Source organism: Microvirga antarctica (genome assembly GCF_017921815.1).
Taxonomy (GTDB): domain Bacteria; phylum Pseudomonadota; class Alphaproteobacteria; order Rhizobiales; family Beijerinckiaceae; genus Microvirga; species Microvirga antarctica.
In genome coordinates this window covers 297,712-320,291 of the sequence record NZ_JAGEMM010000003.1, presented here as the reverse complement: position 1 = coordinate 320,291, position 22,580 = coordinate 297,712, and the positions used below count along the sequence as shown (strand labels likewise).

Here is a 22,580-nt window from a genome sequence, read left to right as displayed (position 1 = left end):
GACGGAATGGCTGACAAGCGCAATTGGTTGCTCGATCACACGGGCATCGGCGTCTCGGACATCGAGCGCTCGGCACGGTTCTACGCGCGGGTTCTCGAGCCGCTGGGCGTCGGGATCATCATGCGGATCTCGCGCTCCTTTGCGCCGACCTTCGAAGGCGATCCGGATCTGGGGGGCGTCGCCTTCGGCATCGATTATCCGATGTTCTGGATCGACCTGTTCCATCCCCATGGTGTCAGGCAGCACACGGCCTTCCGGGCTACGAGCCGCGCGCAGGTGGAAGCGTTTCACCACGCCGGGCTGGCGGCGGGCGCAACCGACAATGGCGGCCCCGGCCTGCGGCCCGGCTACGCACCCGGCTATTACGCGGCCTTTCTCCTCGATCCGGATGGCAACAACATCGAGGCGGTGCTCCGCGAGGACTAGCCTGAAGCCCGTCCACACACGGTGCGGGCTCGAGGCGAGCGGCACAAAAAAGCCCGGCTCAAGGCCGGGCTTTCGCGTTCATGCGTGAGGGCGGTCAGGCCACGAACTGGCCGTGGCAATGCTTGAACTTCTTGCCAGAACCGCACGGGCAAGGCTCGTTGCGTCCGACGCGGCCCCAGGTCGACGGATCGGACGGGTCGCGCTCGGCTGTCACGGTCTGGGGGGCCGCGACCGCGGCGTAGCCGTGGGCCTGACCCAGCGAGCCGCCCGCCATGGCCATCTCGTTCTCGCCCGTGGCGGGGTCGAGATGCTGGCCAAACATCGGCGGCAATTCGGCGGGCTCTGGCTGCTGGAACACCACCTGGATGCGCATGAGCTGGCCCGTGACCTGCTCGCGCAGATGATCCACGAGGCCATTGAACAGCTCGAAGGCTTCGGACTTGTACTCGTTCAGCGGATCGCGCTGGGCGTAGCCGCGCCAGCCGATCACCTGCCGCAGGTGATCGAGGGTGACCAGATGCTCGCGCCACAGATGGTCGAGGCTCTGGAGCAGCACCTGCTTCTCCACATAGGTCATGACATCGGCGGAATTTGCCTCGATGCGCTGGGTATAGGCCTCGTCCGAAGCCTTGGTGAGGCGCTCGCGGATTTCGTCATCGGCGATGCCCTCCTCCTTGGCCCAATCCTCGACCGGCAGGTCGAGATTGAGGAAGTTCAGCACATCGGCCTTGAGGCCGGCGACATTCCACTGCTCCGCGTAGGCGTTCTCGGGGATCGCGCGGCTCACCATGTCGTCGATGACGCCGTGGCGCATCTCGTCGATGGTGTCGCGGACACTCTCCTCCGCCATGAAGTCCTTGCGCTGCTCGAACACGACCTTGCGCTGGTCGTTCATGACGTTGTCGTATTTCAGGATGTTCTTGCGGATGTCGAAGTTGCGCGCCTCGACCTTGGCCTGGGCGCGCTCGATGGCCTTGTTGATCCACGGATGGATGATGGCCTCGTCGTCCTTCAGGCCGAGCTTGGACAGCATGTTGTCCATGCGGTCCGAGCCGAAGATGCGCATCAGGTCGTCCTGCAGCGACAGATAGAATTTCGACTTGCCGGGATCGCCCTGGCGGCCCGAGCGGCCGCGCAGCTGGTTGTCGATACGGCGGGATTCGTGCCGCTCGGTGCCGAGCACATAGAGGCCGCCGGCAGCGAGCGCCTTCTCCTTGAAGGAATCGATCTCGGCCTGGACTTCGATCTCGCGGGCCGCGCGCGCCTCGCCCTCGAGGCCCACAAGCTCGCGCTCGATGCGCATCTTGGCGTTGCCGCCGAGCTGGATGTCGGTGCCGCGGCCAGCCATGTTGGTGGCGATCGTGATGGCGCCGGGCACGCCCGCCTGCGCGACGATGAAGGCTTCCTGCTCGTGGAAGCGGGCGTTCAGCACCGCGAAGTGGCGGATGCCCTTGCCCTCGCGGGCCGCCTTGTAGAGCGGCTCGAGCGCGAGCGGGTTGTCGAAGTCGATCAGCGTGAAGCCGTCCTTGACGAGGAGTTCGGCCAGGTGCTCCGACTTCTCGATGGATGTCGTGCCCACCAGCGTCGGCTGGCCGCGGGCGGACGCGGTCTCGATCTCGCGGATGATACCTTTGTATTTCTCGTCCGCCGTCCGATAGACCTCGTCGTCCTCGTCGAGGCGGGAGACCGGGCGGTTGGTCGGCACCTCGACCACGTCGAGATTGTAGATCTCCATGAACTCGTCGGCCTCGGTGGAGGCGGTGCCGGTCATGCCGGCGAGCTTGGAATAAAGCCGGAAATAGTTCTGGAAGGTGATCGAGGCCAGGGTCTGGTTCTCGGGCTGGACCTGCACATGCTCCTTGGCTTCGAGCGCCTGGTGGAGGCCTTCCGAATAGCGCCGTCCCTGCATCATGCGGCCGGTGAACTCGTCGATGATCACGACTTCGTCGTTGCGGACGATGTAGTCCTTGTCCCGCTGGAACAGGGTATGGGCGCGAAGCGCCTGGTTCATGTGGTGGACGAGGGTGGCGTTCTGCGCGTCGTAGAGATCGCCGTCCTTCAGAAGGTCGGCCTCGCGGAGCAGCTGCTCGATCTTCTCCGTGCCGTCCTCGGTGAGCGACACGGTGCGCTGCTTCTCGTCGAGGTCGTAGTCGGACCGGTCGAGCCGGGGGATGACCACATCGATGGTGTTGTAGAGCTCGGAGCGATCATCGAGGGGTCCCGAAATGATCAGCGGCGTGCGCGCCTCGTCGACAAGGATCGAGTCGACCTCGTCCACGATGGCGTAGTTATGCCCCCGCTGGACCATCTGGGCCATCTCGTACTTCATGTTGTCGCGCAGATAGTCGAAGCCGTATTCGTTGTTGGTCCCGTAGGTGATGTCGGCCTGGTAGGCCTGGGCCCGCTCGACATCGTCGAGCCCGTGGACGATCACCCCGACGGTGAGTCCGAGGAAGCGGTAGATCTGGCCCATCCATTCCGAGTCGCGGCTGGCCAGGTAATCGTTGACCGTGACCACGTGGACGCCCTTGCCGGCGAGCGCGTTGAGATAGACCGGCAGGGTCGCCACCAGCGTCTTGCCTTCGCCGGTGCGCATCTCGGCGATCGAGCCCTCGTGGAGCACCATGCCGCCGATGAGCTGGACGTCGAAGGGCCGCTGCCCCAGGGTCCGCTTGGCGGCCTCGCGAACGGTGGCGAAGGCCGGGACCAGAAGGTCGTCGAGGGTCTTGCCGGCGGCGACCTCCGCCTTGAACATGGCGGTGCGGGCACGAAGTTCGTCATCCGACAGCGCCGCGAGTTCGGGCTCAAGCGCGTTGATCGCCGCGACCTTGGGCCGATAGGACTTCAGCCGGCGTTCATTGACCGAGCCGAAGATTTTCTTCGCAAAAGAACCGAACATCGAGAGCCTTCAGAACTACCAGGATTCAGGAGAAAAGCGGTTTGGGCCGCGTTATAGACTTAATTATGCAGGAACGCATCTTAAAGACTGTGCCGCAATGGCGCAGCCGGAAGTGCCCAAAGGCGGGCCGGAAACGCCTCATCGTGAGCGATCCTGTGACATAAATATGCCATCGCTTGCAAACGTAAACAGACTAGGTCATCGATCGACCCCGTTCGTGGGCGGTCCCGAGCTCACCAGAGGATCACATGTCAGTCTCAAACTCTCTTCGGAAAAGCCTTCTCGCCGCAAGTGCCGCACTGCCGCTGATGACCGGCGCCGCCCTGGCGCAGACGCCTCCCGCGCCGCCTCCGGCCGCCGCCGCTCCGGCGGCCCCCGCCGTTGCGGCCGATCCCGCCAAGGTCGTGGCGCGGGTGAACGGCCAGGACATCACGGAAGGGGACCTCGCGGTCGCAGCCGCCGATCCGGCCCTCCAGCTGCCGAACCTGCCGGACGAGCAGAAGCGTGAGCTGCTGACGAGCTACCTGGTCGACCTCAAGCTCGGCGCCCGCGCGGCCGAGGCCGCCAAGGTCGCCGACGGGGCGGATTTCGCCCGCAAGCTCGCCTATAACCGCGACAAGACCCTGCTCGATCAGTATCTCGACCAGGAATCGAAGAAGGCCGTGACGCCGGAGGCCGCCCGCAAGCTCTACGACGAAACCGTCAAGAGCATGCCGGCCGAGCAGGAGGTCCATGCCCGCCACATCCTCGTGGAGAAGGAAGAGGACGCCAAGAAGGCGCAGGCCCGGGTCAAGGGCGGCGAGGATTTCGCCAAGGTGGCGGCAGACCTGTCGACCGATCCCGGCTCGAAGACCGATGGCGGCGATCTCGGCTTCTTCACCAAGGATCGCATGGTCGAGCCCTTCGCCGAGGCCGCCTTCAAGATGGAACCGGGCCAGATCTCCGACCCGGTGAAGTCGCAGTTCGGCTGGCACGTCATCAAGGTCGAGGAAAAGCGCACCAAGCCTGTCCCGTCCCTCGACGAGATGAAGGAGCAGGTGAACACCTATCTGGAGCGCAAGGCCCAGCAGGACCTCATCGTCGGGCTTCGCGCCAACGCCAAGATCGAGCGGCCAGACGCCACCGGCAAGATGGTCGAGCAGAAGAAGCCCTGATCCGCCGCTGGGGCGGGAGGCAGCCTCCCCGACCTTTAATCTGAGGGCGGCCCTCGGCCGCCCTTTTCGACCGTGCCCTCGCCCGTTGCCCTTCGTTGCGAGAGTAGGAATCACACCGTCAAGCCTGGCAACCTGATTGCGGATCAATCATGGAGTGCCCCTTGACGGACTATCTCTGGGACCAGGACTACACGTCGCGAGACGACAACTCCCCGCTCTTATTTCTTGCAAAAGGCGATACCCTCGGCATCCGCGGGAACATATCGATTTCCTCTCTTGGATCGAACGCCCCGATTGCCCGGCTCGACGGCAATGCGACGGTGACGGTTTACAATCCCGCACAAATCGTCGCGACCGATACGGCTTTCATCTGCGGCGGGATGAACAACGTCATCGACATCCGCTACGGTGGGTGGATCACCGGTTTACACCAATACGGTATCTTCCTGCCAGGCTGGCATAACACGGTCATCCTCGGCCAATTTAGCATCGTGTCCAGCGGGTCCATGGGTTCGGGAATCGGCGGCATGGGCGCCATTGCCGGCGGAGGCTATACGACCTTTCAGAATTCCGGCGAGGTCACCGCGGTCATCAGCGGAACAGCTCTGAAGCTTTCAGCGGGACATAACGATATCAACAACCTCGGGTCGATCGAGGGCGCGTATCGTGCGATCGACATCAACGGCGACAACAATACGCTGGTGAATAAAGGGCGCATCGAATCACTATCCGATACGGCAATCTACATCCGCGAGCTTGAATTCGGGACGAACACCATCTCGAACGCGGGCGAAATTGTTGGCCGGCTGCAGAACAGCAATGCATACGGGACGGCGATCCACACGGACGGCCTTTCGCGCGACACGCTGGACAATGGCACAGACGCCAAATCCGGCTATATCAAAGGGGATGTCCTTCTCGGGGAAGACAACGACGTCCTGACCAACCACCACAGGAGCCAGATCGAGGGCCACATCGATCTCGGCACCGGCGACGATGTCCTGATCAACGACGGGAGCATCAACGGTTCGATCGATCTTGGTGCGGGCGACGATTCGTTGACCAACACTGGCGATATCGTGGGGGGCGTCGTTCTTGGCGACGGCAACGACCTCTATCGCAATTCCGGTGGGCTTTCTGGCACGATCGCCGGTGGCAACGGCATCGACGAGATCCACGCGGGCTATGGCGACAGCACGATTGACGGCGGGCTTGGCAGCGACCTCCTTGAAGGCGGTGCCGGGAGAGACACGTTCCTCTTCAGCTCGGAGCTCGGCCGTGACAACCGCGACACCATCACCGACTTCGACACCACGGGAGACAGCATTGCGCTCGACCGTGCCGTCTTTGGCGCCTTGTCGCGGAGCGGGCTCCCCGAGGATGATTTTGTGCTCGGGGCGGCGCCGAGAGATTTGTCCGATCGGATTGGTTACGACCCTGTCACCGGAAACCTCTGGTACGACCCCGACGGGAAAGGCCTGAGCCCGACGGTGATTTTCGCTCACCTGGAGACCGGCCTTGCTCTGACCGCGGCTCATTTCCTGATCACCTGACTGAGTGGGTACGGACAATGCGCGCTGCGCGGGGGGAAGATCTCGCGGCGACGCTAATTTTGTGGGGTGAGGATGTCGTGGCCGCTGGGCTCGCACCTCTTCCCCTACGAAGCGCGGGCTTGACAAAAAGCGGCAAAAAACAGCACTTCGCGAATCCCGACGGCTTCCCGGCTGGCCCCTTCCCCAGGTTCGCGCATGTCCAAGTCCATCTCTCCGCTCGCGCCCAAATCCTATCCGACCCTGCCCGCCATCGAGGGTGTGCGGATCGCGACGGCGGAGGCTGGCATCCGCTACAAGAACCGGACCGATGTGCTGTATGTGGCTTTTGCCAAGGACACGGCGGTTGCAGGGGTGTTCACCCGGTCGAAATGCCCCTCCGCGCCAGTCGATTGGTGCCGCAAGAACCTGGGCAAGGGGGGCGCCCGGGCGCTCGTCGTCAATTCCGGCAACGCCAACGCGTTCACCGGCAAGAAGGGCAGCGATGCGGTCAAGCTGACGGCGGATTTCGCCGCCAAGGCCGCGTCCTGCCGCGCCTCGCAGGTGTTCATCGCCTCCACCGGTGTCATCGGCGAGCCGCTCGATGCCATGAAGTTCAAGGGCGTGCTCGAGAGCTGCGAGAAGAAGGCCAAGCCCCTGGCCTGGGTCGATGCCGCCAAGGCGATCATGACCACCGACACCTTCCCGAAGGTGGCGACCCGCACGGCCATGATCGGAGGCGTCCCCGTCACCATCAACGGCATCGCCAAGGGCGCGGGCATGATCGCGCCGGATATGGCCACCATGCTGTCCTTCATCTTCACCGATGCGCCGATCGCAGCGCCCGTGCTGCAGGCGCTTTTGAAGAAGGGCGCGGACAAGAGCTTCAACTGCGTGACCGTCGACAGCGACACCTCCACGTCGGACACGCTGCTGTTCTTCGCGACCGGCGCTGCCGGCAAGCGCGGGGCTCCCGCCATCACGCTCCCCAGCGATCGTCGGCTGAAGGAGTTTCGGCAGGAGCTGGAAGCGCTTCTCTCAGACCTTGCCCAGCAGGTCGCCCGCGATGGCGAGGGTGCGCGCAAATTCGTCACCGTGAAGATCACCGGGGCGTCCGGCGCGATCTCGGCCAAGCGGATCGCCATGTCGGTGGCCAATTCTCCGTTGGTGAAGACCGCGGTCGCCGGCGAGGACGCCAATTGGGGCCGGGTGGTCATGGCGGTCGGCAAGGCCGGCGAGCCGGCAGAACGCGACAAGCTCGCGATCTGGTTCGGCGACATTCGCGTGGCGGTCAAAGGCGCGCGCGATCCCGCCTATGACGAGAGCGCCACCACGGCCTATATGCGCGGCCAGGAGATCACCATCCGGGTCGATCTCGGCCTCGGCCGGGGCGAAGCCACCGTGTGGACCTGCGACCTCACCAAGGAATATGTCGAGATCAACGGCGATTATCGCAGTTAGACATTTCCTCGCGCCGAAAGGCCTCTGCCTCAACGGGACGCGCTGTGTGCCAGCCGGACGCGAGGCATTTCAGGATCACTGTGAAGACGTGCTTGAGTGCCATTGAGCAGGGCCGACAGATGTGGTGAATGGGGACCAATCCCAGCGAGGCCGTCTTGCCCCCACTCAAACTCACCCTCGTCGTCGCCGTGGCGCTCATCGATGCGGATAACCGCATCCTTCTGGCGCAACGACCCGAGGGCAAACAGCTGGCCGGCCTGTGGGAGTTTCCCGGCGGCAAGCTCGAGCCGGGCGAACGCCCCGAGGAGGCCTTGATCCGGGAATTGCGAGAAGAACTCGGCATCGTCGTCAAGGAGGCCTGTCTCGCCCCGCTGACCTTCGCGAGCCACGCCTATGAGACCTTTCACCTGCTGATGCCGCTTTATGTCTGCCGGCGCTGGGACGGGTTCGTGCAGCCTCTCGAAGGCCAGGGGCTGGCCTGGGTGCGGCCGCAGGATCTGCGCCAATACAAGATGCCGGCTGCCGACGAGCCGTTGATTCCGCCCCTCGTCGACCTGCTGATCGTCTGAGGCGCACACGCCATGTCGGAAACCGATCGCAGCGGCGGTGCCGCTCCGCAGGACCTGACGCAATTGGTCCTGATCGCGAACCTGTTCGCCTGCTCGATGCTGTGGGCGACGGGCTTCCTCTTCATCAAGCTCAGCGGCGCCATCAACCCGTTCGTCATCGCCGCCATGCGCGGGCTGATCGGCGCGACGTCGCTGATGGCGTGGTTTGCGGTTGCGCGAAAATCCATCCTGCCCGGGCCTGGCGACTGGCCGGTCTGGCTGTTTCTCGGGACCTTCAATGGCTGGCTGCCGAACGTCCTTCTGGCCTATGCGCTCACCCAGATCACCACCGCGTCGGCGGCGATGATCCAGGCCTCGAGCCCGCTTCTCGTGGCCGTCCTGGCGCACCTGTTCTTCGCCGAAGAGCGGCTGACCCCCCGGCGCCTGGGCGGCGTCCTGGTCGGGTTTATGGGGATGGGCATCCTGATCGGGCCGGCGGCCTTTCCCGATAGCGGTCTCAGCGGCTGGGGCGTCATCGCGATGCTGGCGACAGCCTTGAGCTATGCGATCGCGAACGTTTTCGTGCGCACCGTCCGTCACGTCGAACCCGCACGGCTGGCCTTGGGCCAGCAGATCTGTTCTGCCATTCCGGCAACGTGTCTCGCGCTCGCCCTGTCGGGTCCGACGGCGTTTTCGCCGGTGAGCGCTCACCTGCCCCCGTTGATCGCCCTCGGCGTCGTCTCGACCGCGGCGCCCATCCTTTTGTTCATGCGGCTGATCCGGCGGGCAGGCCCGACCCGTGCCTCGATGGTGGGCTATCTGATGCCGCTGTGGACCGCCATTCTCGCGGTGCTGTTTCTGGGCGAGCATATTGGGTTGCGCGAGATGCTTGGAGGCCTCGTGGTGCTGGGCGGTGTGGCGCTGGTCACCTTCAGCGGGCGCAGCCGGACATAACCATCACGGAAGCGACGCCCAAAGCGGTTGTTATAACGCAAAGCACACGCTTAAGTTCCACCGAATAGAAAAACAACTCTTTGTTGACTCGCGAACGAAGACTCATAGGCTATCGTTGTCGTAACTTCATATCGTAACGGAGAAATCCCATGACCGATTACGTTCTCGACGGCCAACTGTTCTACAATGGCCCTCTCCCCGCCGTGTACGAACTCGCGCAAGGCGACTCATTTGCGTCGAAACCGCTTTCGCTGGCGATCATTACCAGCAACACTGCTCTCGTCCATGCGCGGGCTCCGGCATCCGTCACCCTCGATAGCACGATCGTCGTCGATCAGACGGCGAGCGCTATCACCAGTACGGGTTCGCTCGAATTCGCCGGATTGAATTACAGCTATCTGTCGTCCGGCAGCATCGCCCTGTTGTCTTCCGGTGGGTTCAACACCATCACCCTTGACGCGACCTCGGCGGTCTTCGGGTCGCGGATGGCCATCGTCTCAGGCGGCGACTCGATCCTGACGAATGCGGGCAAAATTGGTCCGCAGGATTATAGCGGTGACCCGCCCAAGGACTTTGCCAACGGCGTCCAGTTTCTCGGCGGCAACAACATCATCACCAACGAGGAGACCGGCCTGATCGGCGGTAACCTCAATGCTCTCACCATCCTGGAAGGTGGCAACACCATCAGCAATGGCGGGACCATTGCCAACCACATCGGGCCGACCATTGCGCTCGGCGAAGACACGGCCAATACGGGTGCCAATTACATCAAGAACGACGGGCTTATCATCAATTATGCGGATCAGGGGGTGGCCATCGAATCGGCCGGATCGTTCGACGACACCGTCATCAATGCGGGCACCATCATCGGCGCGGTCAATCTGGGCGCGGGAAATGACATCTACTTCAGCAGGGGCCTGCAGCAAGGCATTGTGAATGGGGGCGATGGCAACGACCGGGTCATCCTCGGGCAGAACACGACCCGCCTCGAAGAGGGCTTTTTAAACGGTGGGTACGGAGCCGATGTCCTGCGCGGCGGTCCGGAGAAGGACCACTTCATGTTCGACACCCCCTTCTCGCCACAGAATGCCGATGCCATCATCAATTTCGGCGTCGCGAACGACGTTCTCGAAATCAGTCATTACCTGACCAACCTGCCCGAGGGCGCCATCGCCGCCTCGGCATTCCAAATCGGCCCACAGGCGACCCGCCCGGAGGTGCGTTTCCTGTACGATCCGACGTCCGGCTTCGTCTCCTTCGATCCTGACGGATCCGGCGCGGCGGCTGCCGAAAGCATTGCCGTCCTTGGGCTGAACCTTGCGCTGAAGGCCAGCAACTTCCTCATCATCTGAGAATCTCGGACCCCTGCGCGCCCTCGCCGTCCCGGCGGGGGCGTCAGCTGGCGAATTCCTCGATGGCATCGACCTTGCCGGGATAGAACGCCAGGTAGCCGGCGATGCGCGCGACCTCCTCGCGGGGCGTCTCGTAGCTCCAGACCGCATTCTCCGCCACCAATCCACCGGCCGAGGCGGTGAAATACGAGGCGTCGCCCTTGAACGGGCAATGGGTGCGGTGGGACGTCGCCTCGAGCAGGTCCATGTGCGCATCCTGCCGCGGGATGTACTGAACGGGCGGCAACGAGCCTTCGCGCAAGGTCAGCGCCGCCGTGGTCTCCGCAATGATAAAACCGCCCAGCAAGACGCGGATGCGGTGCGGATTCTCCGTGATGGTGATGGAATGTCCAGAAGCGCCTTGTGTCATCGCCAACGTCCTCCGCGCCCGAGCGCTTGTCTTCATCATAACGCAGGCGGCCGCACGTCAACAGTCGCAGCGCGCCGCATTGGTGCCGATCTCGCGCCGTTTGACCGGCTCACCAGGGCTAGGCAGGCGGGGCGGGGTCCTGATCGTCCGGCACCCCGAGAGCGTCTGCGAGCCGCATGGTGGCCGATCCTGGCCGCAGAGGCTTCTGCTGGCTATCGTGGGGCGTCCATCCGGACAGCCAGATGATTTCGAAGGTCGCCGGCAATCGCCCGTCCGGGTCGGCAAAACGCTCACCATAGATCTCGGCGGCCCGCAGAAGCGTGGCCCTGCGCAGGGGTGTTCTGCGGCGATGGACAAGAGCGTTGGTCAGGCCCATGAGACGCAGGTCCCGCATGAGTGCGAACGGATCACCGTAGCGGACGCGGAGCACCTCCGAATCCGCTACCGGCAGCGCGAATCCGGCCCGCTGGAGCAGGCCGCCAAGGTCCTTCACGTCGGCAAACGGTGCGACGCGCGGGCTGGCGCCCCCCTCCAGTTCCGCCTCGGCCTGGGTGAAGGCTTGACGCAACTCGGTCAGCGTGCCGCCGCCCAGCAACGCGCCCATGAACAGGCCATCGGGTTTCAGGGCGCGGCGGATCTGGATCAGGCTGCCCGGCAGGTCGTTGACGCTCTGGAGCGACAACAGGGAGACGGCGAGATCGAAGCGCCCGCCTGAAAACGGCAAGCGCTCCTCGTCGCCCAGAATGGCTCCGGGTTCTGCGACCGGGCCGACCCTTGTGACCGTACCCAGCCGTCGCAAGGCATCCGCCGCCGCCGATGTGGGCGTTCCCACGTCGAGGATCAGGGGAAAGGGCCGGGAGACGGTGGATAGCCGCTCCATCAGATCCTCCACCGCACGCACGAGCAGAAAATCGGCGTAGCCCGCACGCAGGGCGCGGGCGAGACGGCGGCGTACCAGGGATCGGTCGAAGACGACGGGGCTTGTCATGCGTGTGGATATGGCCCGAATTCCCGACAGGGCCAAGACCCCCGCCCTCAGTCCACAAAGGCACACGCGAGAGACAGAGTAATGCAACATTGTTTCGCATGATTCAGTTTGACGCTATCATGCCGCCCATGAACCCCGCCGCGTCCGAACATGACGGTCACCTCGCATCGCTGGCACGACAGATGCGGGGCGCGGCGCGATTCCTGCTCGCGCTCGTCTATCCGCCCACCTGCATTGCCTGTCAGGCCGCGATCGGCGAACCCCACACGCTCTGCGCCTCCTGCTGGTCGAATCTTCGGCTGATCGAGCGGCCTTTTTGCGAACGGTTGGGCACCCCCTTTTCGGTGGATTTCGGCATGGCCCTGCAATCTCCAGCCGCTCTGGCGGATCCGCCGGTCTTCGCCCGTGCGCGGGCGGTGGCCGAATATGACGGGATCGCGAGCGCCCTGGTTCATCGGTTGAAATACGGCGACCGCCTCGAACTCGCCCGGGCGCTGGGCGGGATGATGACGCGAGCGGGCGCGGAATTGCTCGCAGACGCCGACGTCATCGTGCCTGTACCCCTTCATCGCTTTCGACTCTGGCAGCGGCGCTTCAACCAGGCCATGGCGCTGGCCGGCTGCATTGCCGCGAAGAGCGGCGTGGCCTGCAATCCGTTCCTGCTCGCCCGCGTGCGGCGCACCCGGCAGCAGGTCGGGCTGACGAAGGCGCAGCGGCAACAGAACCTGCAAGGGGCTTTCCGCGTTCCTGTGGACTGCCGCGCCCGTCTGGCCGGCAAGCGAGTCCTGCTGGTCGACGACGTGCTGACCACCGGGGCCACCGCCAATGCCGCCGCGCGGGCGCTCCTGCGAGGCGGGGCGGCGACCGTCGACATTTTAGCCTTTGCGAGGGTCGTGACGGAAAGCTGACCGCACCCTATATGACAACGCTTGAAGGAGACGCCTCGCGCATGCCCCCCATCACGATCTACACGAAAGACTGGTGCCCCTACTGCGCCGCCGCCAAGAAACTCCTCGGTGAGAAAGGCGCGTCGTTTACCGAAGTCGACATCGGCGCGAAGCCCGAAGAGCGCGCCACGATGATCGAAAAAGCCGGCGGTCGCACCAGCGTCCCGCAGATCTTCATCGGCGAGCGCCATGTGGGCGGCTGCGACGATCTCTACGCACTAGACGCCAAGGGTGAACTTGAGGCTTTATTGGCCTGAGGGAGAACCGCCACCATGAAGCCGACGACATTCACCGCGGCCTGCATCCAGATGCGATCCGGCCGCGATCCGCTCACGAATCGCGACGCGGTCGTCGGGTTCGTGCGCGAGGCGGTCGCAGACGGCGCGGATTTCATCCAGACTCCGGAGATGACCTCCCTGGTCGAACGGGATCGCGCCTCGCTGTTCGAGAAGGTCGGCCCTGAAGATCGCGACGCGACGCTTTCGGCATTGAGGGAGGTGGCGCGCGCGCACGGCGTGGTGGTGCAGATCGGCTCGATCGCCGTCAAGGTCGGCGACAAAATCGCCAACCGGGCTTTCCTGATTGGACGGGACGGCGAGATCGTCACGTCATACGACAAGGTCCATCTGTTCGATGTGGACCTGCCCAATGGCGAGAGCTGGCGGGAATCGGCCACCTATACGGGCGGCGACAGGGCGGTTCTGGCAGAAACCCCCTGGGGACGGCTTGGGCTCACGATCTGCTACGATGTCCGCTTCGCGGCCCTCTACCGGGCGCTTGCCGAGAATGGCGCCTCCATTCTGTCGGCGCCCGCCTGTTTCACGAAACAGACCGGCGAGGCGCACTGGCACGTTCTCCAGCGCGCCCGCGCGATTGAGACCGGGTCCTTCATGATCTCGGCCGCCCAGGCGGGCCTGCATGAGGATGGCCGGGAGACCTTCGGCCACTCGCTCATCGTCGATCCCTGGGGCCGGATCCTGGCGGAGGCCGGCGACCAGCCCGGCATCATCCTGGCGCAGATCGACATTGCATTGGTGGAGGATGCCCGCAGCCGCATCCCGACCTTGAAGAATGCCCGCCCCTTCCGGGTCGAGGTAACGCCAGCTTCCGTGCGGCCGGAAGTCGCTCTCGCCTGACCCCTCGTCCCTCATCCGTTCCCGGGAGCTTGGCCACGAGCCTTGGCATCCCCATCTGAATCTCATGATCAAGTATGCGCTCGCCTGCGAGCAGGCCCACGATTTCGAGAGCTGGTTTCCGACGAGCGATGCGTTCGACGAGCAGAGCCGCCGCGGCCTCGTGTCTTGCCCTTTCTGCCATTCCCTGAAGATCCACAAGCAGGTCATGGCGCCAGCCCTTACGCGCGCCGACAAGGCGCCGGCTTCGGCCGAACCGGTCCCGCAGCCGGTGGCGGCCCTGTCGGAGAAGGACCGGGATCTGCGGGCCATGATCAAGGCGATGCGCGAGCATGTGATGGCCAATTCCGAGAATGTCGGCCGCGGCTTTGCAGACGAGGCCCGCAAGATGCACTACGGCGAGGTCGACCACCGGTCCATCTATGGCGAGGCCAATGGAGAGGAGGCCCGATCGCTGATCGAGGAGGGAATCGCGGTGATGCCGCTGCCGATCCTTGCGGGCGATCGCAACTAAAGTGTTGGTCAGACGGCGTCGACTGGCGCGCAGACCGGTAACAGCGGCCCACACCGGAAGGTGAAGCCCGTGGGGTTCACAGGCCCCCGCCCTCCCCGTACAGAGGGAGCGGGAGATAAGCCATGAACCAACGACGTGACGACGGCCGCCCGTCCCGGCCTCACAGGCCCGCCTCGATGATGCGGCGTTTCCTGGACAGCGAGGCCGCTGGCGGGATCCTGCTGATGGCCGTCACGGTACTGGCGCTGATCTGCGCCAACTCGCCGCTTTCTCGCGCCTATTTCGACGCTCTCGGCACCTATGTGTTGGGTCTCAGTGTCCTGCATTGGATCAACGACGCCCTGATGGCGCTGTTCTTTCTGCTCGTCGGGCTTGAGATCAAGCGCGAGTTCCTCGACGGGCAGCTTTCCACCTGGCCCCGTCGCGTTCTCCCCGGCATCGCCGCGCTCGGCGGCATGGTGGTGCCGGCGCTCGTCTATGTGGCGGTCACCTGGAAGGAACCCGCGCTGCTGCGCGGCTGGGCGATCCCTGCGGCCACCGACATCGCCTTCGCGCTTGGCGTGCTGGCGGTGCTGGGCTCCCGGATTCCGCCGTCGCTTAAAATCTTCCTGACGGCCTTGGCGATTCTCGACGATCTCGGCGCCATCATCATCATCGCGCTGTTTTACACGAGCGACCTGTCGCTTCCGATGCTGGCGGCGGCTTTCGGCTGCATCGCGGTGCTGATTGCCTGCAACCGCTTCGGCGTGCGCTCGCTGGTGCCGTATCTGCTCATTGGCGCGCTGCTGTGGTTCTTCGTGCTCAAATCCGGGATCCACGCCACCCTGGCGGGCGTCGTGCTGGCGCTGACGATTCCGCTCGATCCGAACCCGAAGGCCACCCGGGCCGAGACCTCGCCGCTCCACCGGCTCGAACATGGGCTGCATGGCTGGGTGGCGTTCGCCATCATCCCGATTTTCGGCTTTGCCAATGCGGGCGTGTCGTTTGCGGGGTTCACCCCGTCCGCGCTTCTGGCGCCCTTGCCGATGGGCATTGCGCTCGGCCTCCTGATCGGCAAGCAGGTCGGGGTCTTCGGGTTCTCGATGCTGGCCTTCCGGTTCGGCCTCGCGGACGTCCCGGCGGGCGCCACGCGGCTGCAATGCTACGGAGTCGCGCTGCTCTGCGGCATCGGCTTCACCATGAGCCTGTTCATTGGGGCGCTGGCATTTCCCGACAGCCCCGCCCTGAACGACGCGACGAAGATCGGGGTGCTGGCGGGGTCGATTCTTTCGGCTTTGGCCGGGCTGGCCATCCTGCGATTCGCCCCGCGCGAAGCCCTACCCGCGCGCGGCGGTCAGCATGTAGTTGACCGCCATGTCGCCCGATAGGGACCAGGTGCCGTTGAGCGGATTGTAGACGACGCCGGTTTCATCCGAGACGGCAAAGCCTGATTGGTCGAGCGCTGCCCGCAGCTCGTCCGGGGTCACGAACCGCTCCCATTCGTGCGTGCCCTTGGGCAGCCATCCGAGCACGTATTCGGCGCCCACGATGGCGAAGGCGAAGGACTTGGCCGTGCGGTTGAGGGTCGCCATGGCGAGAAAGCCGCCCGGCTTCACGGCTGCCGCGCACGCTGTCACGAACGCCTGCACATCGGCCACGTGCTCGACCACTTCCATGGCCAGCACGATGTCGAAGGTCTCGCCTGCGGCAACAACGGCCTCGACGGTCTCGTTGCGATAAGCAACGGCCAGTCCGGCCTGTTCCGCATGCAGGCGCGCAACGGCGATGTTGGTGGGAGCCGGGTCGAGGCCCGTCACGTTGCCACCCAGGCGCGCCAACGGCTCGGACAGGACCCCGCCCCCACACCCCACATCGAGGATGCTCAGACCATCGAGGGACCGCGCCGAGCGCGGATCGCGCGCAAAACGACGGCAGGCCCCGTCGCGGATATAGGCCAGACGGACCGGATTGAACCGGTGCAGGACCTTCATGGGCCCCTTGGGGTCCCACCAGGTCTCGGCGATGCGCTCGAAGCGGGCCACCTCTTCGGGGTCGATCGTGGAGGAATGCCCCTCGGTCATGAAAACGTCCTTGCATCGCGTCGCCGGGGGCCAGCCGCGCGTTGACAGCGCGGCACCCCGCCGTCATGTATACGCCGCCTCCGCTCCGGCGAAGAGGCAAAGTTGACTTTCCTCGTCTTGCTCCACTGTCTGGCTTTTGTCCCATGCCTCGTCTCGTCATGAAGTTCGGCGGCACCTCCGTCGCCACGGTGGAGCGGATTCGCAATGTCGCCCGCCATGTGAAACGCGAGGTCGATGCCGGCTACGATGTGGCGGTCGTCGTTTCTGCCATGTCGGGCAAGACGAATGAGCTTGTGTCCTGGGTCAAGGACGCCTCTCCGCTCCACGATCCGAAGGAATACGATGCTGTCGTCGCCTCGGGCGAGCAGGTCACGTCCGGCCTTTTGGCGCTGGCCCTGCAGGAAATGAACGTGAAGGCCCGCTCGTGGCAGGGCTGGCAGGTTCCAATCCTGACCTCCGAGGCGCACGGGTCTGCGCGAATCGTCGGCATCGACGGCACCGCGATCATTCGCGGCTTTACCGATCATCGCGAGGTGGCCGTGGTGGCGGGCTTCCAGGGCGTGCACGAGCCGACGCGGCGGATCACGACCCTCGGGCGCGGCGGGTCGGACACGAGCGCGGTGGCGCTCGCCGCCGCCATCCAGGCCGAGCGCTGCGACATCTACACGGACGTGGACGGCGTCTACACAACCGATCCCCGCATCGTCACCAAGGCGCGGCGGCTCGACAAGGTATCCTATGAGGAGATGCTCGAGATGGCATCGCTCGGGGCCAAGGTGCTTCAGGTCCGCTCGGTCGAGCTCGCCATGATGCACCGGGTGCCGACCTATGTGCGCTCCAGCTTCGACGACCCGGCGGACCCGAAGCTCGGCACCCTCATCTGCGACGAGGAAGACATCATGGAACAGCAGGTCGTGACCGGCATCGCATATTCCCGCGACGAGGCACAAATTACCTTACGGAATGTCGCGGACAAGCCCGGCATCGCAGCCTCGATCTTCGTGCCGCTGGCGGACGCGAACATCAACGTGGACATGATCATCCAGGTGGTGTCCGACGACACGACCACCACCGACATCACCTTCACGGTGCCGACCGCCGATTACGAGCGCGCCTGCGCCGTTCTCAATTCCCACCGCGACGACATCGCCTTCCGGGACCTGCAGGGCGCCACCGACGTGGTCAAGGTCTCGGCCATCGGCGTGGGGATGCGCAGCCACGCGGGCGTGGCCGCCCGGGCCTTCAAAGCCCTTGCCGACAAGGGAATCAACATTCGGGCCATCACGACCTCCGAGATTAAGTTTTCGGTTCTGATCGACTCGGCCTACACAGAGCTTGCCGTGCGCACGCTCCACTCGCTATACGGCCTTGATCAAGCCTGATTGACGCCTCGTCACAAAGGCTGCGACACTCTTACCGCAGAGCCGCCGGGCCGTCCCGTCGGTTCGAAGAATGACGGGAACTCGACAGGTCATGCCCAGCGCTCCCGGCGGTCCGCGCCTTCTGCTGCGCCGCCTCCGCGAGATCATGGCGGAGCCGGTCGGAGCGCAGGATCGACTCGACAAGATCGTGATCCTCATCGCCGCCAACATGGTGGCCGAGGTGTGCTCGCTCTATGTCATGCGCGGCGACGGGGTTCTTGAACTTTTCGCCACCGAGGGCCTGAACCGGGAGGCCGTCCACCTCACCACCATGCGGGCGGGCGAAGGTCTCGTGGGCCTGATCGCCGCCACTGCCGAATCGCTGGCCCTGTCGGACGCCCAGAGCCACCCGGCCTTCTCCTACAAGCCGGAGACCGGCGAAGAAATCTACCACGCGTTCCTCGGCGTGCCGCTCCTGCGCGCCGGCAACACGCTCGGCGTCCTCGTCGTCCAGAACCGCACCTACCGGGTCTATGCCGAGGAGGAACTGGAGGCGCTGCAGACCACAGCGATGGTGCTGGCCGAAATGCTGGCCTCCGGCGAGCTTCAGGCCCTGGCCCCCATCGAGACCGGCACCGCTTTTCGAAGGCCGTTGCAGCAGCGGGGCACTGCGCTGGCCGACGGCGTCGGCCTCGGCCATGTGGTCCTGCACGAACCCCGCGTCGTCCTGAAGAACCTGATCGCCGAGAATGTCGAGGTCGAACTGGAGCGCCTGGAAGAGGCGATCGGCGACGTGCGCGCCTCCATCGACGAGCTGATCGAGCGCGGCGATGTCGCCCATCACGGCGAGCACCGGGACGTGCTGGAAACCTTTCGGATGTTCGCCCATGACCAGGGCTGGCTGCGCCGGATGCGTGAAGCCGTGACCTCGGGCCTCACGGCCGAGGCCGCGGTCGAGCGCGTGCAATCCGACAACCGCGCGCGGATGCTGCGCCAGACCGACCCTTATCTCAGGGACCGGCTGCACGATCTCGACGACCTCGCCAACCGCCTCCTGCACCGGCTGGTCGGCCGCGACATGGTGGCGTCAAAAGCCTCCCTGCCCGAGAACGCGATCCTCGTCGCCCGCTCCATGGGTCCGGCCGCGCTCCTGGATTATGACCGCTCGCGCCTGCGCGGACTCGTGCTCGAGGAGGGCGGCCCGACGAGCCATATTGCGATCGTCGCGCGGGCGCTCGGCATCCCGGCCGTCAGCGAGGTGGCCAATGCGACCTCGATCATGGAGCAGGGCGACGCCATCATCGTCGATGGCGGCACCGGCGACGTGCAGATCCGCCCCAGCGCCGAGGTCGAGGCGGCCTATGCCGAGAAGGCGCGCCTGCGCGCCCGGAGGCAGGAACAATATCTTAAGCTGCGGGACGTCCCGGCGGTCACCAAGGACGGCAAGCCGATCAATCTGCAGCTCAATGCAGGCCTGCTCGTCGACCTGCCCCATCTCGAGGATACGGGCGCGACCGGCATCGGGCTGTTTCGCACCGAGCTGCAATTCATGATTTCCGAGCGGATGCCGACGGCCTCCGAGCAGCAGGTTCTCTATGCGGCAGTGGTGGAAGCCGCCGGGGATCGGCCTGTGACCTTCCGCACCCTGGATATCGGGGGCGACAAGATCCTGCCCTACATGCAGGCGGTCGAGGAAGAGAACCCGGCACTCGGCTGGCGGGCGATCCGTATCGGGCTCGACAGGCCGGGGCTGCTGCGGATGCAGATCCGGGCGCTTCTCAAGGCGGCAGCCGGCCGCCACCTCAAGATCATGTTCCCGATGGTCGCCACCTGCGACGAATTCGTGCGCGCCAAGGTGCTGGTCGAGCGGGAGAAGGCCTATCTGTCCCGCCACGGCTACCCCTTGCCGGCCGATCTCAAGCTCGGCGCCATGCTGGAGGTCCCCTCCCTGCTGTTCCAGCTCACCGAAATCTGTGCGGTGGCTGATTTTCTGTCGATCGGTTCGAACGACCTGATGCAGTTCCTCTTCGCCATCGACCGGGAAAACCGGCGCGTGGCCGAGCGCTTCGATCCCTTGAGCGCGCCGATGCTGCGCGCCCTGAAACGGGTCGTCGACAAGGCGGCCTCCTCGGATTGCGAACTCACCGTCTGCGGCGAAATCGGCGGGCGGCCGCTGGAGGCCATGGCGCTGATCGGCCTCGGCTTCCGCTCCCTGTCCATGGCTCCGACCTCGATCGGACCGGTCAAGGCCATGCTGCTCGCCCTCGACGCGGACCTCGTCGGCACCCTGATCCGCGAAAAGCTGACGCTGGACGGGGGCGGCAATTCGCTGCGGCCGACGCTTTCGGCCTTCGCCAAAGCCCATGGTATTCCCGTCTGATGTCGATTGCGCCTCCGCAAGAACGCCTGCACGCCATTCTGGCCCGCCACGATATCGTCATGGCGACGCTGAATGCGGGCCCGGACACGGAAACTTTCGTGGCCCTGTCGCGCGAGCTTGCCGAGCTTGACGGGGTGGTGAAGGCAATCCGCGCCTATCACACCATGGAAGAGAACCTGCAGGGCCTGCAGGCGATGCTGGCCGACCCCGGCACCGATGCGGAAATGCGCGCGCTCATCGAGGACGAGTTGCCCGAAGCGCGGGAGGCTGTCGCACAGGCAGCCCAGGATCTGCGCATCATGCTCCTGCCCCGCGACGAGGCGGACGAGAAGAGCGCCATCCTGGAAATCCGCGCCGGCACCGGCGGCGACGAGGCCGCCTTGTTCGCCGGCGACCTGTTCCGCATGTATGCGCGCTATGCCGACCTGAAGGGCTGGAAGGTCGAGATCGTCTCCGAGAGCGAGGGCACGGCGGGCGGCTACAAGGAAATCGTCGCCGAGGTCAAAGGCCGCAACGTGTTCGCCCGGCTGAAATTCGAGAGCGGCGTGCACCGGGTCCAGCGGGTTCCCGACACCGAAACCTCCGGCCGCATCCACACTTCGGCTGCTACCGTTGCGGTCCTGCCGGAGGCCGAAGAGGTCGATATCGCCATCAACGACGCCGACCTGAAGATCGACACCATGCGGGCGCAAGGTGCCGGCGGCCAGCACGTCAACAAGACCGAATCGGCCATCCGCATCACCCACATGCCGACCGGCATGGTGATTTTCGTGCAGGACGAGCGCTCCCAGCACAAGAACCGCGCCCGCGCGATGGCGTTGCTCCGCGCCCGTCTCTACGACGCCGAGCGCAGCGCCAAGGACGCGGTCCGCGCCGCCGACCGCAAGTCGCAGGTGGGGTCTGGCGACCGTTCCGAGCGCATCCGCACCTACAACTTTCCGCAAGGACGGGTCACCGATCACCGGATCAACCTCACGCTCTACAAGATCGAGGAGGTGATGGCCGGCAACGCCCTCGACGAACTGATCGACGCGCTGGTGACCGAGCATCAGGCCGCCCAGCTGGCCGACCAGGACCAGGCGGCGTGATCGAGGGCCTCAGCCACCTCACCTTCATCACAGCCGACCTCGACCGAATGACGGCCCTGATCGAACAGGTGTTAGAAGGCCGCGAGGTCTATGGGTCAGGCGACCGCCCGTTCTCGATCGCGCGGGAAAAATTCTTCACCGTGGGCGAGCTGTGGATCGCCGTCATGGAGGGCGAGGCCCTTCCGACCCGCACCTACAACCATGTGGCATTCAAGATCCCGCCTGACCGGATTCCGACGTACCGGCAGCGCATCGAAGCCCTCGGCCTCACCATTCTCGAGGGACGCGCCCGGGTCGCGGGAGAGGGCCAATCCCTCTACTTCTACGACCACGACAACCACCTGTTCGAACTCCACACGGGGAGCTTGAGCGAAAGACTGGCGCACTATCGGGCGGGAGAGCCGTGACCGGGGTCTCGCGGGAGCAGGCCCTGCGGGGGCTGCGTGCCCGGCTGCAGGCCCAGGGGTTGCCCACGGCTGCCCTTGATGCGCGCCTTCTGCTCCTCGCCGCTCTCGACATCGACGCGACCGAACTCGCCGTGCGGGCAGGAGTCGTCCTGTCAGAAGCCGAGGCCAACCGGCTTGCCGCCTTTACGAAGCGGCGGCTGGCCTCAGAGCCGGTGGCGCGGATTCTCGGCGAGCGCGAATTCTGGGGCCTGCCCTTCGGCTTGGGCGCGGACACCCTGGTGCCGCGGCCGGATTCCGAAACCGTTGTCGAGACGGCCCTCGCCCTCTTGCCCGAGACACAGGCTGCCTACCGGATCGCCGATATCGGCACCGGTTCCGGCTGCCTGCTGGTGGCGCTGCTGCACGAGCGGCCCGCTGCCCTCGGGATCGGCATCGACCGGTCGGAGGGCGCGGTTCACAGGGCGCGGCAGAACGCAGCCCGGAACGGCGTCGGGTCCCGCAGCCTGTTCGTCGTCGGCGAGTGGGGCGCGGCGCTGCCCGGAGGGTTCGATCTGGTGGTTTCCAACCCGCCCTACATTGCGACCGCCGTGGTCGCGGGCCTCGCCCCCGAGGTGCGCGACTACGACCCCGCTCTGGCGTTGGACGGCGGCATCGACGGTCTCGACGCCTATCGGGCGATCCTCGCCGATGGCCACCGGCTCCTTGGCCCCGATGGCGTCCTCGTCCTGGAAATCGGGTTCGATCAGGAGGCCGCTCTGCGAGCGATGGCGGCTGCTTCCGGCTTCACGTTGGCGCGGTTTGCCAGCGACCTCGCCGGTCAACCACGCTGCATCGCCCTCAAACGGACATGATCGGGTGAGAGAAGCGATCATCGCCCGATGAGGATAAAGTGAAATATCGCTTGTTGGACCGAGCGGAACCCGCTAGATTTGCGGCAGATGACGTGATCGGTCTCAACAAATCGGCGGAA

21 protein-coding genes are annotated in these 22,580 nt (G+C 65.1%); 17 read left to right on the top strand and 4 right to left on the bottom strand.

Going from position 1 to position 22,580, the window contains the following annotated elements; genetic code table 11:
- Positions 1 to 6 precede the first annotated feature (6 nt).
- Positions 7 to 426, top strand: coding sequence for a VOC family protein (locus tag J4G32_RS12630; protein WP_343232645.1), 420 nt, complete (start codon positions 7 to 9; stop codon positions 424 to 426).
- A 94-nt stretch (positions 427 to 520) separates the two neighbouring features.
- Here J4G32_RS12630 and secA read toward each other — a convergent pair whose 3' ends face one another.
- Positions 521 to 3,325, bottom strand: a complete 2,805-nt coding sequence (gene secA / locus J4G32_RS12625; protein WP_210493612.1) for a preprotein translocase subunit SecA — start codon at positions 3,323 to 3,325, stop codon at positions 521 to 523.
- A 248-nt stretch (positions 3,326 to 3,573) separates the two neighbouring features.
- Between secA and J4G32_RS12620 the strand changes: the two genes are divergently transcribed.
- From J4G32_RS12620 to J4G32_RS12595, 6 genes are all read left to right on the top strand, one after another.
- Positions 3,574 to 4,479: a peptidylprolyl isomerase gene (locus J4G32_RS12620; RefSeq protein WP_210493601.1), complete on the top strand. Its 906-nt coding sequence runs from the start codon at positions 3,574 to 3,576 to the stop codon at positions 4,477 to 4,479.
- A 161-nt stretch (positions 4,480 to 4,640) separates the two neighbouring features.
- Positions 4,641 to 6,032 (top strand): calcium-binding protein, encoded by a 1,392-nt coding sequence (locus J4G32_RS12615; protein WP_210493597.1) that lies wholly within the window; start codon positions 4,641 to 4,643, stop codon positions 6,030 to 6,032.
- Between the two features lie 195 nt (positions 6,033 to 6,227).
- Positions 6,228 to 7,469 carry a bifunctional glutamate N-acetyltransferase/amino-acid acetyltransferase ArgJ gene (argJ, locus tag J4G32_RS12610; protein WP_210493594.1) on the top strand — a complete coding sequence of 414 codons (1,242 nt, stop codon included), beginning with the start codon at positions 6,228 to 6,230 and terminating at the stop codon, positions 7,467 to 7,469.
- A gap of 128 nt (positions 7,470 to 7,597) precedes the next feature.
- On the top strand, positions 7,598 to 8,038 hold the full coding sequence (locus J4G32_RS12605; RefSeq protein WP_210493588.1) for a (deoxy)nucleoside triphosphate pyrophosphohydrolase: 441 nt from the start codon (positions 7,598 to 7,600) through the stop codon (positions 8,036 to 8,038).
- 12 nt (positions 8,039 to 8,050) lie between these two features.
- Positions 8,051 to 8,971: a DMT family transporter gene (locus J4G32_RS12600; protein WP_210493583.1), complete on the top strand. Its 921-nt coding sequence runs from the start codon at positions 8,051 to 8,053 to the stop codon at positions 8,969 to 8,971.
- A gap of 149 nt (positions 8,972 to 9,120) precedes the next feature.
- Entirely contained in the window at positions 9,121 to 10,323 is a 1,203-nt protein-coding gene (locus J4G32_RS12595; RefSeq protein ID WP_210493581.1) for an autotransporter outer membrane beta-barrel domain-containing protein, read from the top strand.
- 43 nt (positions 10,324 to 10,366) lie between these two features.
- On the opposite strand, the gene J4G32_RS12590 is transcribed toward J4G32_RS12595, so the two are convergent.
- On the bottom strand, positions 10,367 to 10,732 hold the full coding sequence (locus J4G32_RS12590) for a DUF427 domain-containing protein (protein ID WP_210493577.1): 366 nt from the start codon (positions 10,730 to 10,732) through the stop codon (positions 10,367 to 10,369).
- 118 nt (positions 10,733 to 10,850) lie between these two features.
- Positions 10,851 to 11,720 (bottom strand): methyltransferase domain-containing protein, encoded by an 870-nt coding sequence (locus J4G32_RS12585; protein ID WP_210493571.1) that lies wholly within the window; start codon positions 11,718 to 11,720, stop codon positions 10,851 to 10,853.
- A gap of 182 nt (positions 11,721 to 11,902) precedes the next feature.
- Here J4G32_RS12585 and J4G32_RS12580 point away from each other — a divergent pair, with 182 nt between their 5' ends.
- The 5 genes from J4G32_RS12580 to nhaA all read left to right on the top strand — a co-directional run bounded on the left by J4G32_RS12580 (position 11,903) and on the right by nhaA (position 15,681).
- A complete protein-coding gene (locus J4G32_RS12580; RefSeq protein WP_246505053.1) occupies positions 11,903 to 12,628 on the top strand; it encodes a ComF family protein in 726 nt (241 codons plus the stop codon).
- Between the two features lie 41 nt (positions 12,629 to 12,669).
- The gene (grxC, locus tag J4G32_RS12575; protein WP_210493565.1) at positions 12,670 to 12,924 is read left to right on the top strand and encodes a glutaredoxin 3; all 255 of its coding nucleotides are present in this window, start codon (positions 12,670 to 12,672) and stop codon (positions 12,922 to 12,924) included.
- A gap of 15 nt (positions 12,925 to 12,939) precedes the next feature.
- Complete coding sequence (locus J4G32_RS12570) at positions 12,940 to 13,803, top strand: carbon-nitrogen hydrolase family protein (RefSeq protein ID WP_210493556.1); 864 nt, start codon at positions 12,940 to 12,942, stop codon at positions 13,801 to 13,803.
- A 64-nt stretch (positions 13,804 to 13,867) separates the two neighbouring features.
- The gene (locus tag J4G32_RS12565) at positions 13,868 to 14,314 is read left to right on the top strand and encodes a DUF1178 family protein (RefSeq protein WP_210493551.1); all 447 of its coding nucleotides are present in this window, start codon (positions 13,868 to 13,870) and stop codon (positions 14,312 to 14,314) included.
- Positions 14,315 to 14,436: 122 nt separating this feature from the next.
- Positions 14,437 to 15,681, top strand: a complete 1,245-nt coding sequence (gene nhaA / locus J4G32_RS12560; RefSeq protein WP_210493548.1) for a Na+/H+ antiporter NhaA — start codon at positions 14,437 to 14,439, stop codon at positions 15,679 to 15,681.
- Here the strand turns inward: nhaA and ubiG are convergent.
- Positions 15,631 to 16,374 (bottom strand): bifunctional 2-polyprenyl-6-hydroxyphenol methylase/3-demethylubiquinol 3-O-methyltransferase UbiG, encoded by a 744-nt coding sequence (gene ubiG, locus J4G32_RS12555; protein ID WP_210493544.1) that lies wholly within the window; start codon positions 16,372 to 16,374, stop codon positions 15,631 to 15,633. The genes nhaA and ubiG overlap by 51 nt on opposite strands.
- A 143-nt stretch (positions 16,375 to 16,517) precedes the next feature.
- Between ubiG and J4G32_RS12550 the strand changes: the two genes are divergently transcribed.
- The 5 genes from J4G32_RS12550 to prmC all read left to right on the top strand — a co-directional run bounded on the left by J4G32_RS12550 (position 16,518) and on the right by prmC (position 22,461).
- Positions 16,518 to 17,756 carry an aspartate kinase gene (locus J4G32_RS12550; RefSeq protein ID WP_210493541.1) on the top strand — a complete coding sequence of 413 codons (1,239 nt, stop codon included), beginning with the start codon at positions 16,518 to 16,520 and terminating at the stop codon, positions 17,754 to 17,756.
- A gap of 91 nt (positions 17,757 to 17,847) precedes the next feature.
- Positions 17,848 to 20,115 carry a phosphoenolpyruvate--protein phosphotransferase gene (gene ptsP / locus J4G32_RS12545; protein ID WP_210493540.1) on the top strand — a complete coding sequence of 756 codons (2,268 nt, stop codon included), beginning with the start codon at positions 17,848 to 17,850 and terminating at the stop codon, positions 20,113 to 20,115.
- Positions 20,115 to 21,203 carry a peptide chain release factor 1 gene (gene prfA / locus J4G32_RS12540; protein ID WP_210493538.1) on the top strand — a complete coding sequence of 363 codons (1,089 nt, stop codon included), beginning with the start codon at positions 20,115 to 20,117 and terminating at the stop codon, positions 21,201 to 21,203. The genes ptsP and prfA overlap by 1 nt, the downstream gene beginning before the upstream one ends.
- Complete coding sequence (gene fosX, locus J4G32_RS12535) at positions 21,200 to 21,610, top strand: FosX/FosE/FosI family fosfomycin resistance hydrolase (RefSeq protein WP_343232644.1); 411 nt, start codon at positions 21,200 to 21,202, stop codon at positions 21,608 to 21,610. Before prfA ends, fosX begins: the two co-directional genes overlap by 4 nt.
- The gene (gene prmC, locus J4G32_RS12530) at positions 21,607 to 22,461 is read left to right on the top strand and encodes a peptide chain release factor N(5)-glutamine methyltransferase (protein ID WP_210493534.1); all 855 of its coding nucleotides are present in this window, start codon (positions 21,607 to 21,609) and stop codon (positions 22,459 to 22,461) included. The genes fosX and prmC overlap by 4 nt, the downstream gene beginning before the upstream one ends.
- Positions 22,462 to 22,580 lie beyond the last annotated feature (119 nt).